Genomic DNA, 13,659 nt, shown 5'->3' on the forward strand with positions numbered 1-13,659 from the left:
TCAGATTTTCGGTGGCCCGGGGTACCCGCAATGGGCCCAGGACTCGGGCCGAAAGTACCAGGCCATGATCACCAGCTTGAGCAGCGAGCCCTGGCCCATGCGCAACAGGTTGAGGAAGCTGTTTTCCCAGCGATGCAGGAAGTTGCGGATCTGCTCGCCGCTGGCATTTTCCCAACTGCCCCAGATGCCGGTCAGCGGGCCACGGGTGATGGCCATGCCCAGCACGTCGAACAACTGCTGGGTCAGCTTGAACATCTCCGGTGACAGGTGCAGCAGGCTGTAATCGAGTTTTTTCAGGGTGTCTTCAATACCCGCTGCCACCACCTCGGCGCTGGCCGCGCCTTCCAGTAACACCGGGATCACTGCGCGCAAAAACGGCAGGTCGCTGTTGCGTAGCATGGCAAAGCCGCTGGCCGGCGTGCTGCTGGAGCAGCCGCTGAGGCTGGCGCCAAGGCCTGCGGTGGCGAGGAAGGCGCTGGCGCACAGGCCGATTTTCAAGACGCCGCGCCGCGACAGTGCGGGTGATTCAGTCAGGCTAGGGTTCATTTTTATTGTGGTCCCGGTGGTCACGGTGTTAGCGCACGAACAGCTTCTGGATCAGTTTCTGGATGGCTTTGCCATACGGCGGGTAAATCAGCTTGGCCGCATTCAGGCGCTGCTTGATCAGCACGCCCTTGGCCTTGCTGAAGGTGAGGAAGCCTTCATGGCCGTGGTAATGGCCCATGCCCGATGGGCCGATACCGCCAAAGGGCATATCGTCCTGGGCCACATGCAACAGGGTGTCGTTCAGGCACACGCCACCGGAATGGGTTTCGTGGAGGACGCGATTCTGTTCGGCCTTGTTGTAGCCGAAGTAATACAGCGCCAGTGGGCGAGGGCGCTGGTTGATGTAGGCAAAGGCCTGGTCGATGCCGCGATAGGGCACGATGGGCAGCACCGGGCCGAAAATCTCGTCCTGCATCACGGTCATATCATCGCTGACATTTAGCAGCAGGCTATGGGCCATGCGCCGGGCCTGGCCCTGGTCATAGAGCGGCACCAGGGTCGCGCCCTTGTCGGTGGCGTCCTTGACGTAGGCATTGAGCCGGGCGAGTTGCCGCTCGTTGATGATGGCGGTGTAGTCCGGGTTGTCGGCCAGGGTCGGATAAAACCCACGCACCGCCTGGGTGTAGGCCTCGACGAAGCCCTCCACACGGTCTTCGGGAACCAGCACGTAGTCCGGCGCCACACAGGTTTGCCCGGCATTCAGCGCCTTGCCGAAGGCGATCCGTTCGGCAGCGTCCTTGAGGGGCACATCGGCCGAGACAATCGCCGGGGATTTACCGCCCAGCTCCAGGGTGACCGGGGTCAGGTGTTCGGCGGCGGCGCGCATCACATGTTTGCCAATGCTGGTGGCCCCGGTGAACAGCAGGTGATCGAACGGCAGTTTGGAAAACGCCATGCCCACTTCCGCTTCGCCGAGCACCACGCACACTAGGTCTTCGGGGAAAATTTGCGCCAGTAGGGTCTTGAGTAACTGGCCAGTGGCCGGGGTGGACTCGCTGAGCTTGAGCATCACCCGGTTGCCCGCCGCCAACGCACCGACCAGCGGGCCGATGGCCAGGTATAACGGGTAGTTCCAGGGTACGATCACCCCGATAACGCCCAGGGGTTGATAGATCACTTTGGCAGACGCCGGCTGGAAGGCTATACCTACAGCACGCCGCGAGGGTTTCATCCAACCCTTGAGGTGTTTGCTGGCGTAATGGATGCCGTGCAGGCTGGGCATCAGCTCGGCGAACAGGGTTTCATCGGCGCTGCGATGGCTGAAATCGTTGCTGATGGCCTCGATCAGCGCCTGGCGCTCATCGCTGAGCAGGTCGCGCAGCGCCTTGAGCCACTGCTGGCGCTGCGCCGCTGGCGGCATCGGGTTGGCCGCGTAGGCGCGACGCTGGGCGTCGAACAGGCTCTGGAGTTGGCCCAGCGCCTGGGAGTCTTGCAGGTAAGCAACGTTGGCAGACATGACGCAGCTCCAGGATATTATTGGTTTACCTGCGTTTTTAGAGTTATTGCTCTAATTTGTCAAATGGCATCGCATCAACATGCAGTTTTATCCTGGCAAGGATAGACCGTAAGATGTTTGCATCAGGATTCAAGAAGCCGATACCCCATGGCACCACGAGTAAAGACCAGCGAACGTATTGTGCAAACCAGCCTGGAGCTGTTCAACCAGCAGGGCGAGCGCAGCATCAGCACCAACCATATTGCCGCCCACATGGAAATATCCCCGGGCAACCTGTACTACCACTTCCCGAACAAGCAGGCGATTATCGCGGTGCTGTTTCGCGAGTACGAAGCCCTGGTGGACAGCTTCCTGCGCCCACCCCAGGGGCGCGCCATGGTGGTCGAAGACAAGCGTTTTTACTTGCAGGCGGTGCTGGCCGGCATGTGGCGCTACCGCTTTCTGCACCGCGACCTTGAGCATCTGCTGGAGAGCGACCCGGAGCTGGCCACCGGCTACCGGCGTTTTTCCCAGCGCTGCCTGATCCAGGGCGGCGCGATTTACCGGGGGTTTGTCGAGGCCGGGATCCTGAACATGGACCCGGTGCAGACCGAAGCCCTGACCCTCAACGCCTGGATTATCCTCACCTCCTGGGTGCGCTTTTTGTGCACCACCAATGAAAACTCCGCGCACCTGAGCGCCGAGGCGATCAAACGCGGGGTGTACCAGGTGCTGGTGCTGGAGGCAGGGTTTATTACGCCGCAGGCTAAAGAAGCCGTGGACGCGCTGTTCAAGGAATTTTATGTGCCGTTAAGTCAGGCACTGGAAGAAGTGAAGTAGGCCCTTTCCCGAACGTATTTCCAGGAGTCCGTTATGCCGCTTGCACAACTGATCAGCCCGCAACAACTGGCCGAGCGCGAGCAGCGCGCCGGCTTAGTCATCCTCGACTGCCGCTTTGCCCTGGAAGACCCGGATTACGGGCGTTGCAGCTATGCCGAGGGGCATATCGAAGGGGCGCAGTATGCGGACCTGGAGCGCCACCTCAGCGGGCCGGTGATCAAGGGCGTGACCGGCCGCCATCCGCTGCCGGCGGCCCAGGTGCTGGTTCGGCAGTTGCAGGCCTGGGGCATCCATGCCGACAGTGAGATCGTGCTGTATGACGACGGCCCTGGCGCATTTGCCGCCCGTGCCTGGTGGCTGCTGGCCTGGCTGGGCAAGCGCAGCGGTGTGTCGATCCTCGATGGTGGCCTGAAGGCCTGGCACGCCGCGGGTTTCCCCCTGAGCCTGGATGCACCTGGCACCGAGCCGGGCACCTTTGCTGGCAGCCCGGACGACCATCTGCTGCTGGACGCTGAACACCTGCAAAAACGCCTGGGCCAACCGGGCCTGACCCTGATCGATGCCCGTGCCTTGCCGCGTTTTCGCGGTGAAGTGGAACCCATCGACCCGATTGCCGGGCATATTCCCGGCGCGCAATGTGCGGCGTTCAGCGAGAACCTGGGCAGTGACGGGCGCTTCTTGCCGGTGTCGCAGCTCAAGCAACGGTTTGCTGAAAAACTGCAAGGCCGCTCGCCCCAGGAATTGGTGGCGTATTGCGGCTCGGGTGTGACGGCGTGCCACAACCTGTTTGCCTTGAGCCTGGCGGGTTATCCGTTGGGCAAGTTGTATGCGGGGTCGTGGAGTGAGTGGATCAATGATCCGCAGCGACAAATTGCAACCGGCGACTGAGCTCCCACTTTATGGATCGAGTTGAGACAGCAGCCATTGCGGGATCCGCCGCTCCAGGTAGTAACCCGGCTGTTTCAGCGAACCCTCGACAAACCCCACATGCCCGCCCCTGGCCTGCAGTTCAAACTCGATGCAGTCCGACAGTTCGCTGGCCTGAGGCAGGCTGTGGGCAAACACAAAAGGATCATCCGCCGCCTGGATGATCAGCGTCGGCGTACAGATCGCCCCGAGGAAGTAACGACTCGACGCCCGCCGATAATAGTCCTCGGCGCTCAGGTAGCCATGCAGCGGTGCGGTGACGCGCCCATCAAAATCCCAGAACGTGCGCATTTTCTCCAGTGAGCCCAGCTCCGCCAGGGTTTTCAGTGCGTCTTCACGCCCATCCTGCAGGAACTGGCGCTGCTTGACCCGGATATAGCCGAGCATCTCGCGCATGAAGTGCTTCTGATAGACCCGGGAAAAGCCCAGGCCGATGCGGTCGGCGCACTGGTCCAGGCGAAACGGCACCGATACCGCTGCCGCGCCTTGCAGGCCAGAGCTGTCGCCGGTTTCGCCCAGGTGCTTGAGCAGCACATTGCCGCCCAGGGAATAACCCACGGCATACAGCGGCGCCAAGGGGCGCTTGGCCCGCAGGTGCGCGATGGCGGCGGCCAGGTCTTCACTGGCGCCGGAGTGGTAACTGCGGGCCAACAGGTTGGGTTCGCCGGAACAACCCCGCCAATTCAGCGCGACGCTGGCCCAGCCCTGGCTGGCCAGGGCTTTTTGCAGGCCGGCGACGTAGGGCGAATTGGACGAGCCGGTCAGCCCGTGCAGTACCAGCACCAAAGGTGCGTGCGGGTCGTGGGGGCCGTGCCAGTCAAGGTCAAGAAAGTCGCCATCCTCCAGCCACAGGCGCTCGCGCTGGCGTTCGAGGTGGGTGGTGGGGCGCCAGAGCGGGCCCCACAGCGTTTGCAGATGGGGGTTGCCGAGGCCGAAGGCGGGAGTGAAGCGATTGGCTAGCGGTGTCATGAATACCTGTCCTGCAGGAGCGGGTTTGCCCTAATGCCGATCAGTTAAGCGAACGCAATGCTCAAAGCAGCGCAGATCAAATGTGGGAGCGGGTTTGCCCGTGATGGCGGTGGATCAGCCAACACAGTTGTTAACTGACATACCGCTATCGCGGGCAAGCCCGCTCCCACAGGGGATCTGCGCTTAACTGAACGGCATTAGCAGGCTTGCCCGACAAGCTCGCGCCTACAGTGTTTTTAGTGGGCCAGAGCCGTACGTTGCCACAACGCGTAATACACCCGCCCGGATTTTTGCTCGCGGTGCAGGCGCCAGTTGCCCGGCAGGCCCAGGGTCGACGGCGCGGTTTCGCTTTCGGTGTAGACCCAGGCATCATCGGCCAGCCATTGGCGCTCTTCCAGCAGCGTGCAGACGGTCGGCAACAGGTTCTGGTTGAACGGCGGGTCGAGGAACACCACGTCGAATGCACTGGCCGGCTGGGTTTCCAGGTAGCGCAAGGCATCGGCGGTTTGGACGTGACCGGTGGTGCAACGCAGGGTGCCCAGGTGTTCGCGCAGGCTGGACACCGCCACGTTGCTCGCGTCCAGGGCCTGGCCCAGGGCGGCGCCACGGGACAGGGACTCGAGGAACAACGCGCCGCTGCCGGCGAACGGGTCCAGCACCTTGGCCCCTTCGATGTACGGCGCGAGCCAGTTGAACAGGGTCTCGCGGACCCGGTCCGGGGTCGGACGCAGGCCCACTACGTCGGGGAAGCTCAGCTTGCGGCTGCGCCATTGGCCGCCAATGATGCGCAATTGGCCCACACCGTTGTGAACGTTATGGACAGGTTTTTTAGGACGGGATGGACTAGCCATTAATGCTCCGGAACCCCGAGCGGCTGCTCGGCAGGTTTATCAGTGGGGGGCGGTAGTGGCTTTTGCGCGGTGGTGGGACCTGCGGTCACGATCACCATTTTATCGCTACTCAAGTGCTTGTTCAGTGCAGCCTTGACCTGTTCGGTGGTCAGGGCCTGGGATTGCTTCATGAAATCTTCCAGGTAATTGAGCGGCAGGTTGTAGAACCCCATGACGCCCAGTTGCCCGACGATATCGGCGTTGCTCGCGGTGGACAGCGGGAAGCTGCCGGCCAACTCGCGCTTGGCGTCATCCAGTTCTTTTTGCGTCGGGCCGGTCTTGAGGTAGTCGGCCAACACTTGCTCGACCAGGCGCAAGGTGCCGCCGCTCATTTCGGCGCGGGTCTGCAGGTTGATCATGAACGGGCCACGGGCCTGCATCGGCGAGAAGCCCGAGTAGACGCCGTAGGTCAGGCCGCGCTTCTCGCGTACTTCGCTCATCAAGCGGGTGCCAAAGCCACCGCCGCCAAGGATCTGGTTGCCCAGGGACAGGGCGGCGTAGTCCGGGTCGGCGCGGTCGATGCCCAGTTGTGCGAACAACAGGTGGGTCTGCTTGGATGGGAATTCGATATGGCCCAGGCCGGCCTTGGGCTCGCTCGGCTCGGCGATCTTCGCCAGTGCCGGGCCCTTGGGCAGGGAGGCGGACACCTTGGCCGCCATGGCCTCGGCCTCGGCGCGGGACAGGTCGCCAACCATCGCGATCACCGCGTTGCCGGCGGCGTAGGCCTTGGCGTGGAAGGCCTTCAGCTGTGCCAGGGTAATGGCCGGAACGCTTTCAGGCGTGCCTTCGCTGGGGTGCGCATAGGGATGGTCGCCATACAGGCGCTTGAATAGCTCGATGCTTGCCAGCTTGCCCGGGTTCTGCTTCTGGTACTCGAAGCCGGCCAGCAACTGGTTTTTGATGCGTGCCAGGGAGTCGGCGGGGAAGGTCGGCTGGCCGATCACCTGGTCGAACAGCGTGAGGGCGGCGTCGCGCTTGTCGGCGGCACTGAGGCTGCGCAGCGAGACCAGCGCCATATCGCGGTAGGCACCGTTGCTGAAATCCGCGCCCAGGCCTTCAAAACCGGCGGCAATCTGCCCCACATCCTTGCCTGGTACGCCTTCGTTGAGCATGGCGTTGGTCAGCAGCGCCAGGCCCTGCGTGTTGCCGTCCTGGCTGCTGCCGGCGGCGAACAGGATGCGCATGTCGAACATCGGCAGTTCGTGGGCTTCGACGAACAGCACCTTGGCGCCTTCGGCGGTACTCCAGGTCTGCACGTTGAGCGTGCGGTTGGTCGGGTTCTTGCCGTCCAGCTCCGCCAGGGATTGCAGGGTCTTGCTGGACTTGGCCTGCTCCAGCGCCGGGCTGGCAATGGAGTCGTCCGGGCGACCGATATACACCGCGACCGCGGCCACCAGGGTCACGACGATCAGGCCGGGCAGCACCAGGCGGTTGTTTTTGCGATCACTCATGAGTGGTCTCCTCGGGCAGGACATGGGCGACACTCAGGCGTTCGCGGGTGAAATAGGTGCGCGCGGCCTTCTGGATATCCTCGGGCGTCACGCTTTGCAGCTCGGCCAGCTCAGTGTCCATGAGCTTCCACGACAGGCCGACCGTTTCCAGGGAGCCAATGGCCGTGGCCTGGCTGGTGATGGAGTCGCGCTCGTAGACCACGCCGGCAATGACCTGGGCGCGAATACGCTCCAGTTCCTCGGCGGTCGGTGGCTTGGCCTTGAGTTCGTCCAGCAGGCGCCAGAGCCCGGCTTCGGCCTGGGCTACGGTTTTCTTCTTCTGCTGGTTGGGCGTGGCGCTCAAGGTGAACAGGCTGTCGCCACGGGTGTAGGCGTCGTAGTTGGTCGAGGCGCCGGACACCAGTTCTTCACCGCGCTCCAGCTGGCTCGGGATGCGTGCGCTGTAGCCGCCATCGAGCAGCGCCGAGATCAGGCGCAGGGCGTTGACCGAGCGCTTGTCTTCGGCGGTGGCCAGGCCCGGTACGTTGAAGCCGAGGATGACGCTCGGTAGCTGCGTCTGCACATGCATAGTCAGCAGGCGTTCGCCTGGTTCGGCCAGTTCCAGGGGCTTTTTCGCCGGTGGTACGTCACGCTTGGGGATCGGGCCGAAGTAGCGCTGGGCCAGGGTTTTCACCTCGTCCGGGGTCACGTCGCCGACCACCACCAGGGTGGCGTTGTTCGGCACGTACCAGGATTGGTACCAGTGGCGCAGTTCCTCGACCTTCATGCGGTCCAGGTCGGCCATCCAGCCGATGGTCGGCGTGTGGTAGCCGCTGGCCGGGTAGGCCATGGCCTTGAAGCGCTCGAAGGCCTTGGACATCGGGTTGTCATCGGTGCGCAGGCGGCGCTCTTCCTTGATCACTTCGATCTCGCGGCTGAACTCGTCGGCCGGCAGGCGCAGGGTGGCCATGCGGTCGGCTTCCAGCTCCAGGGCAACGCCCAGGCGGTCGCGGGCCAGCACTTGGTAGTAGGCGGTGTAGTCGTCGCTGGTGAAGGCGTTTTCTTCGGCGCCCAGGTCGCGCAGGATCAACGAGGCCTCGCCGGGGCCGGTCTTGGAACTGCCCTTGAACATCATGTGTTCCAGGGCGTGGGACAAACCGGTCTGGCCAGGGGTTTCATAGCTGGAGCCGACCTTGTACCAGACCTGCGAGACCACCACCGGGGCACGATGGTCTTCGCGCACGACGACCTTGAGGCCGTTGTCCAGGGTGAATTCATGGGTGGGTTGTGGGTCGGCAGCCAAGGCTGAAAGGGGCAGACAAACTGTGCTGAGCAGCAGGCCTGCGGCGCGGCGGGCTAGAGCATTCATTCGTTTTTAAACCTGTTGGGCTGCCCGCTTGGTCTTAGCGTCGGCGGGCGAGGAGGTGCTAGGATACTGATCCGTATTAGCGGCGGCCACTGCGGCGGTCATATCGTTTCGGATCCAGTCGTCGTGAAGATGGAATTATTCGTGGGTTTTCCCGATTTTCATCCGCTTTTCGCCGATTTTATCGCTTCAGTCCTATATTGAATCGATTTGTTGAGGCTGTATTCACGCCTCGCACAATGCTGCGCATGAACAAGCTGGCTAAAAAACAGTCTGTTGCGCATTGAATATTATTTACCGAGGCGCCTCCTTGGCGCGTCGCTACCTTGAGATAGCCGTCCTCCATGTTTGGTTCCAACGACGACAAGAAGAGCCCAGCTGCGGCTGGCGAGAAAAAAGGCCTGTTCGGATGGCTGCGCAAAAAGCCGCAGGAAACCGTCGTCGAACAGCCGCAAGTCCAACCTGAGCCTGTTCTGCAAGCGGAACCGGCGATTGAACCAGTGGCCGAGCCTGTCGTCGAGGCGCCTGTGGTGCTGCCTAGCGCCGAGCCGGTCCTGCAGCCGGTGGTGGAGGCTGCGCCAGAGCCAGAGCCAGAGCCAGAGCCAGAGCACAAGCCGTGGCCGCCATTGCCGGTGGCTGAAGAGCCTGTCGCGCTGGTCGAGGATGTGCAGGCCGAACATGTGACACCGCCGATCCCCGTGGTGGTGGAGCCGGTGCAGGTCGCCGTCGAGCCCCTGCCTGTCGTGGTTGAGCCGGCGCCGCTGGTGGTCGAGCCCGTTGCCGTCGTTGCCGCACCTGCCGAAACCAGCAAGACCGGCTTCTTCGCCCGCCTCAAGCAAGGCCTGAGCAAGACCAGCGCGAGCATTGGCGAAGGCATGGCCAGCCTGTTCCTGGGCAAGAAGATCATCGATGACGAGTTGCTCGAAGACATCGAGACCCGCCTGCTGACCGCTGACGTGGGCGTCGAAGCCACTGCCGTGATTATCCAGAGCCTGACCCAGAAGGTCGCGCGCAAGCAGCTCACCGACGCCGACGCGCTCTACAAGTCATTGCAGGCCGAACTGGCCGCCATGCTCAAGCCCGTGGAAGCGCCGCTGGTGATTGTCGAGAAAAAACCCTTCGTAATCCTGGTGGTCGGCGTCAACGGTGCCGGCAAGACCACCACCATCGGCAAGCTGGCGAAGAAGCTGCAACTGGAAGGCAAGAAAGTCATGCTTGCCGCCGGTGACACCTTCCGCGCCGCTGCCGTGGAGCAATTGCAGGTGTGGGGCGAGCGCAACAAGATCCCGGTGATCGCCCAGCACACCGGCGCCGATTCCGCCTCGGTGATCTTCGATGCCGTGCAGGCCGCCAAGGCCCGTAACATCGATGTACTGATTGCCGATACCGCCGGTCGCCTGCACACCAAAGACAACCTGATGGAAGAGTTGAAGAAAGTGCGTCGGGTGATGGGCAAGCTCGACGCCGACGCGCCGCACGAGGTGTTGTTGGTGCTGGACGCCGGGACCGGGCAGAACGCAATCAGCCAGGCCAAGCAATTCCACCAGACGGTACAGCTGACTGGCCTGGCGTTGACTAAGCTCGATGGCACGGCCAAGGGTGGGGTGATTTTTGCCCTGGCCAAACAATTCGGGCTGCCGATTCGTTATATCGGTGTCGGCGAAGGTATTGATGACCTGCGCACGTTTGAGGCCGAACCCTTTGTCCAGGCACTGTTTGCCGAGCGGGAGCGTTCATGATTCGTTTTGAACAGGTGGGCAAGCGCTACGCCAACGGGCATGTCGGCTTGCATGAGCTGAGTTTCCGGGTGCGCCGTGGCGAGTTTTTGTTTGTCACCGGTCATTCCGGCGCCGGCAAAAGTACCTTGCTGCGCTTGCTGCTGGCCATGGAGCGCCCCACTACCGGTAAATTGCTGCTGGCGGGCCAGGACCTGGCCACTATCAGCAATGCACAGATCCCGTTCCTGCGCCGGCAGATCGGCGTGGTGTTCCAGAACCACCAGTTGCTGTTCGATCGCACGGTGTTCAATAACATCGCCCTGCCATTGCAGATTCTCGGGCTGTCCAAGGCCGAGATCATCAAGCGTGTGGATTCGGCCCTGGAGCGCGTGGCGCTGTCGGACAAGACCGACCTGTACCCCGGCGACCTGTCCACCGGCCAGCAACAGCGCGTCGGCATTGCCCGTGCCATCGTCCATCGCCCGGCCTTGCTGCTGGCGGACGAACCCACCGGTAACCTCGACCCGCGCCTGGCCGCAGAAATCATGGGCGTGTTTGAAGACATCAACCGCCTGGGCACCAGCGTGCTGATTGCCAGTCACGACCTGGCATTGATCGCGCGCATGCGCCACCGCATGCTGACCTTGCAGCGCGGCCGCCTGATTGGTGATGGGGAGGCCGGCGTATGAGTGCCACACGTAGCCCTAAAGTTTCCGAGCGCGTGGCGCCGAAAGCCGCCGACCCGCAACCGCAGAAAAAGAAACGCGACGATGATGACGGCCCCGACTTCAGCACCTTGCTGCATGCCTGGGTCGAAAGCCATCGCGCCAGCCTGGTGGACAGCCTGCGCCGCCTGGGCAAGCAGCCGATTGGCAGCTTCTTCACCTGCCTGGTGATGGCCGTGGCGTTGAGCCTGCCGATGGGGTTGTCGTTGCTGCTTAATAATGTCGAGCGCCTGGGCGGTTCCTGGCAGCGCGCGGCGCAGATTTCCCTGTACCTGCAACTGGATGCCAGCGCTACCGAAGGCGAGGCCCTGCGCGAGCAGATCAAGAACCTGCCGGGCGTGGCGGAGGCCGAGTACATCAGCCGCGACCAGGCGCTGGAAGAGTTCCAGCAACAGTCCGGCCTGGGTGAGGCGCTCAAGGAGCTGCCGCAGAACCCGCTGCCGGGTGTGGTGCTGGTCACGCCCAATGAAATCGACAAGACGGCCCTTGAAGCATTAAGGCAAAAATTGGCTGAATTGCCCAAGGTACAGCAGGCGCAGCTTGATCTGGTGTGGGTCGAGCGTCTGGCGGCGATTCTCAAGCTGGGCGACCGGTTTGTCTTCGGCCTCACGGTGTTGCTGGTTTCTGCATTACTTTTGGTGATAGGCAATACCATTCGTCTTCATATTGAAAACCGCCGCACCGAGATAGAAGTGATTAAACTGGTCGGCGGCACAGACAGCTATGTGCGTCGTCCTTTTCTATATATGGGCGCGCTTTATGGCTTCGGTGCGGGGATTCTGTCCTGGGGCGTATTGGCGTTTGGCCTGGATTGGCTGAACGACGCGGTAATCGGCCTGGCCGGTTTGTATGGCAGTGACTTTGCCCTGGCTGGCGTACCCGCTGCTGATGGTCTATCACTCTTGCTTGGCGCGGTGTTGTTGGGGTATATCGGTGCTTGGATTGCGGTCGCACGGCATCTACGTGAGCTGGCGCCGAAGTAGTTAATGTCAGATTAATGTGGTTTCGTTTGTATTGACCGTATCAGTGGTTTAGGGAACTTGTCCTACGGTTCCCGGTCAATTTTCGCAGTGCTGAACTGCACGAGTTATGTGAGTCGGAGGTTTTTTCGTATGACCACTTCTTTGCAACCTGCTTATGCTCTGGTCCCAGGCGCGAACCTGGAAGCCTATGTGCACACGGTCAACAGCATTCCTTTGCTGACGCCCGAGCAGGAGCGTGAACTGGCCGAGAGTCTCTACTATGAGCAGGATTTGGGGGCGGCTCGGCAGATGGTGCTCGCCCACCTGCGTTTTGTCGTACATATCGCCCGTAGCTATAGCGGCTACGGCCTGGCCCAGGCTGACCTGATCCAGGAAGGTAACGTCGGCCTGATGAAGGCGGTGAAACGTTTCAACCCGGAAATGGGTGTGCGCCTGGTATCGTTCGCCGTGCACTGGATCAAGGCGGAAATCCACGAGTTCATCCTGCGCAACTGGCGCATCGTGAAAGTGGCGACCACCAAGGCCCAGCGCAAGCTGTTCTTCAACCTGCGCAGCCAGAAGAAACGCCTGGCGTGGCTGAACAACGAGGAAGTCCACCGTGTGGCCGAAAGCCTCGGCGTGGAGCCCCGGGAAGTGCGCGAGATGGAAAGTCGCCTGACCGGCCATGACATGGCCTTCGACCCGGCCGCCGAAGCGGACGACGACAGTGCCTTCCAATCGCCGGCCAACTACCTGGAAGACCACCGGTACGACCCGGCGCGTCAACTGGAAGATGCCGATTGGAGCGACAACTCCAACCACAACCTGCACGAAGCACTGGAAGTGCTGGACGACCGCAGCCGTGACATCCTCTACCAGCGCTGGCTGGCAGAAGAAAAAGCCACGCTGCACGACCTGGCGCAAAAGTACAACGTGTCGGCCGAGCGCATTCGTCAGCTTGAGAAGAGCGCGATGAATAAGCTGAAACTGTCGATCGCCGCCTAATACGCAGCGAACGAGCAAAAAAATGCCCCGATCGAGAGACCGGGGCATTTTTGTTCGTGCCTGAAAACCTCAAGCCAGCCCCCACAGGTTCTGTGGTGGGTCAGTTGGCCCATGGCGCCTGGCGCGTGTTGTCCAGTGCGTTCAAATAGCCTGCGCCCCCCAACTGCCCCATCTGCTGGCGAATCCACGCCGCCCGCCGTGCCACATACGCCGTTGGATGGCTGGCACTCCACACCCGTGGATTGGGCAGGACAGCGGCCAGGTAGCTGGCCTGCTGGCGCGAAAGCCCCTTGGCACTCACCCCAAAATGATGCCGCGCCGCCGCCTCTGCGCCAAACACCCCTTCATCCCATTCCACGCTGTTGAGGTACACCTCAAGGATCCGCTGCTTGGGCCAGAGGATTTCGATCAGCCCGGTAAACCAGGCCTCCAGGCCCTTGCGCACATAGCTGCGGCCGGCCCATAAAAACAGGTTCTTCGACACCTGCTGGCTCAGCGTACTGGCGCCGCGAATCGAACCGCCGCGCTCGTTATGCAGCAGGGCGGCCTGGATCGCACCAAAGTCAAAGCCCCAATGCTGCGGGAAACGCTGGTCCTCACCGGCCATCACCGCCACTTTCAGGTCATCGGCGATCTCATCCCACGGCACCCAGGTGCGTTGCAGGTCGATGGGCTCGCCGTCGACCCAGGATTCGATCTTGCGCTCGATCATCAGCGCAGTGAACGGTGGTGGCACGACACGAAACAGCAGCACCAGCAAAACACTGCCGATGACAAACCATTTCACGACTTTGAGAAAACGACTGAAGAGGACACGCAGCATAGAGATGGCTTGGCCGAACCCGT

The 13,659-nt window shown here is 62.0% G+C and carries 13 protein-coding genes; 6 read left to right on the forward strand and 7 right to left on the reverse strand.

Annotation, left to right across the window (positions count from 1 at the left end; all coding sequences use genetic code 11):
* A complete protein-coding gene (locus BLL38_RS14355) occupies window positions 1–546 on the reverse strand; it encodes a twin-arginine translocation pathway signal protein (protein ID WP_076963141.1) in 546 nt (181 codons plus the stop codon).
* Window positions 547–574: 28 nt separating this feature from the next.
* Window positions 575–2,002 carry a coniferyl aldehyde dehydrogenase gene (locus BLL38_RS14360; protein ID WP_076963142.1) on the reverse strand — a complete coding sequence of 476 codons (1,428 nt, stop codon included), beginning with the start codon at window positions 2,000–2,002 and terminating at the stop codon, window positions 575–577.
* Window positions 2,003–2,149: 147 nt separating this feature from the next.
* On the opposite strand from BLL38_RS14360, the gene BLL38_RS14365 reads away from it, so the two are divergent.
* Together BLL38_RS14365 and BLL38_RS14370 are read left to right on the forward strand one after the other, a co-directional pair.
* Window positions 2,150–2,821, forward strand: coding sequence for a TetR/AcrR family transcriptional regulator (locus BLL38_RS14365; protein WP_029300622.1), 672 nt, complete (start codon window positions 2,150–2,152; stop codon window positions 2,819–2,821).
* Between the two features lie 33 nt (window positions 2,822–2,854).
* Window positions 2,855–3,709, forward strand: coding sequence for a sulfurtransferase (locus BLL38_RS14370; RefSeq protein WP_076963143.1), 855 nt, complete (start codon window positions 2,855–2,857; stop codon window positions 3,707–3,709).
* A 9-nt stretch (window positions 3,710–3,718) separates the two neighbouring features.
* Here the strand turns inward: BLL38_RS14370 and BLL38_RS14375 are convergent, their stop codons facing one another.
* The 4 genes from BLL38_RS14375 to BLL38_RS14390 form a co-directional block, all read right to left on the reverse strand.
* Window positions 3,719–4,717, reverse strand: a complete 999-nt coding sequence (locus tag BLL38_RS14375) for a hydrolase (RefSeq protein WP_076963144.1) — start codon at window positions 4,715–4,717, stop codon at window positions 3,719–3,721.
* A gap of 236 nt (window positions 4,718–4,953) precedes the next feature.
* The gene (gene rsmD / locus BLL38_RS14380; RefSeq protein WP_076963145.1) at window positions 4,954–5,568 is read right to left on the reverse strand and encodes a 16S rRNA (guanine(966)-N(2))-methyltransferase RsmD; all 615 of its coding nucleotides are present in this window, start codon (window positions 5,566–5,568) and stop codon (window positions 4,954–4,956) included.
* Window positions 5,568–7,058, reverse strand: a complete 1,491-nt coding sequence (locus tag BLL38_RS14385; protein WP_076963146.1) for a M16 family metallopeptidase — start codon at window positions 7,056–7,058, stop codon at window positions 5,568–5,570. The genes rsmD and BLL38_RS14385 overlap by 1 nt, the downstream gene beginning before the upstream one ends.
* Window positions 7,051–8,406, reverse strand: coding sequence for a M16 family metallopeptidase (locus BLL38_RS14390; protein WP_076963147.1), 1,356 nt, complete (start codon window positions 8,404–8,406; stop codon window positions 7,051–7,053). The genes BLL38_RS14385 and BLL38_RS14390 overlap by 8 nt, the downstream gene beginning before the upstream one ends.
* 341 nt (window positions 8,407–8,747) lie before the next feature.
* On the opposite strand from BLL38_RS14390, the gene ftsY reads away from it, so the two are divergent.
* From ftsY to rpoH, 4 genes are all read left to right on the forward strand, one after another.
* Window positions 8,748–10,142 (forward strand): signal recognition particle-docking protein FtsY, encoded by a 1,395-nt coding sequence (gene ftsY, locus BLL38_RS14395; protein WP_076963148.1) that lies wholly within the window; start codon window positions 8,748–8,750, stop codon window positions 10,140–10,142.
* Window positions 10,139–10,810 (forward strand): cell division ATP-binding protein FtsE, encoded by a 672-nt coding sequence (ftsE, locus tag BLL38_RS14400; RefSeq protein ID WP_017476533.1) that lies wholly within the window; start codon window positions 10,139–10,141, stop codon window positions 10,808–10,810. The genes ftsY and ftsE overlap by 4 nt, the downstream gene beginning before the upstream one ends.
* The gene (ftsX, locus tag BLL38_RS14405) at window positions 10,807–11,829 is read left to right on the forward strand and encodes a permease-like cell division protein FtsX (RefSeq protein ID WP_076963149.1); all 1,023 of its coding nucleotides are present in this window, start codon (window positions 10,807–10,809) and stop codon (window positions 11,827–11,829) included. The genes ftsE and ftsX overlap by 4 nt, the downstream gene beginning before the upstream one ends.
* 129 nt (window positions 11,830–11,958) lie before the next feature.
* Window positions 11,959–12,813 (forward strand): RNA polymerase sigma factor RpoH, encoded by an 855-nt coding sequence (gene rpoH / locus BLL38_RS14410; RefSeq protein WP_003176698.1) that lies wholly within the window; start codon window positions 11,959–11,961, stop codon window positions 12,811–12,813.
* A 100-nt stretch (window positions 12,814–12,913) separates the two neighbouring features.
* Here rpoH and mtgA read toward each other — a convergent pair whose 3' ends face one another.
* Window positions 12,914–13,636, reverse strand: coding sequence for a monofunctional biosynthetic peptidoglycan transglycosylase (mtgA, locus tag BLL38_RS14415; protein WP_076963150.1), 723 nt, complete (start codon window positions 13,634–13,636; stop codon window positions 12,914–12,916).
* Between the last annotated feature and the right edge of the window lie 23 nt (window positions 13,637–13,659).

Origin of the sequence: Pseudomonas gessardii (assembly GCF_001983165.1) — a bacterium.
Classification (GTDB): Bacteria; Pseudomonadota; Gammaproteobacteria; order Pseudomonadales; family Pseudomonadaceae; genus Aquipseudomonas; species Aquipseudomonas gessardii.

Bases quoted from the DNA above. Each gene is read 5' to 3' on its own strand.
- BLL38_RS14355 (WP_076963141.1), bottom strand. From the start codon at position 546: ATGAACCCTAGCCTGACTGAATCACCCGCACTGTCGCGGCGCGGCGTC.
- BLL38_RS14360 (WP_076963142.1), bottom strand. From the start codon at position 2,002: ATGTCTGCCAACGTTGCTTACCTGCAAGACTCCCAGGCGCTGGGCCAA.
- BLL38_RS14365 (WP_029300622.1), top strand. From the start codon at position 2,150: ATGGCACCACGAGTAAAGACCAGCGAACGTATTGTGCAAACCAGCCTG.
- BLL38_RS14370 (WP_076963143.1), top strand. From the start codon at position 2,855: ATGCCGCTTGCACAACTGATCAGCCCGCAACAACTGGCCGAGCGCGAG.
- BLL38_RS14375 (WP_076963144.1), bottom strand. From the start codon at position 4,717: ATGACACCGCTAGCCAATCGCTTCACTCCCGCCTTCGGCCTCGGCAAC.
- rsmD (WP_076963145.1), bottom strand. From the start codon at position 5,568: ATGGCTAGTCCATCCCGTCCTAAAAAACCTGTCCATAACGTTCACAAC.
- BLL38_RS14385 (WP_076963146.1), bottom strand. From the start codon at position 7,058: ATGAGTGATCGCAAAAACAACCGCCTGGTGCTGCCCGGCCTGATCGTC.
- BLL38_RS14390 (WP_076963147.1), bottom strand. From the start codon at position 8,406: ATGAATGCTCTAGCCCGCCGCGCCGCAGGCCTGCTGCTCAGCACAGTT.
- ftsY (WP_076963148.1), top strand. From the start codon at position 8,748: ATGTTTGGTTCCAACGACGACAAGAAGAGCCCAGCTGCGGCTGGCGAG.
- ftsE (WP_017476533.1), top strand. From the start codon at position 10,139: ATGATTCGTTTTGAACAGGTGGGCAAGCGCTACGCCAACGGGCATGTC.
- ftsX (WP_076963149.1), top strand. From the start codon at position 10,807: ATGAGTGCCACACGTAGCCCTAAAGTTTCCGAGCGCGTGGCGCCGAAA.
- rpoH (WP_003176698.1), top strand. From the start codon at position 11,959: ATGACCACTTCTTTGCAACCTGCTTATGCTCTGGTCCCAGGCGCGAAC.
- mtgA (WP_076963150.1), bottom strand. From the start codon at position 13,636: ATGCTGCGTGTCCTCTTCAGTCGTTTTCTCAAAGTCGTGAAATGGTTT.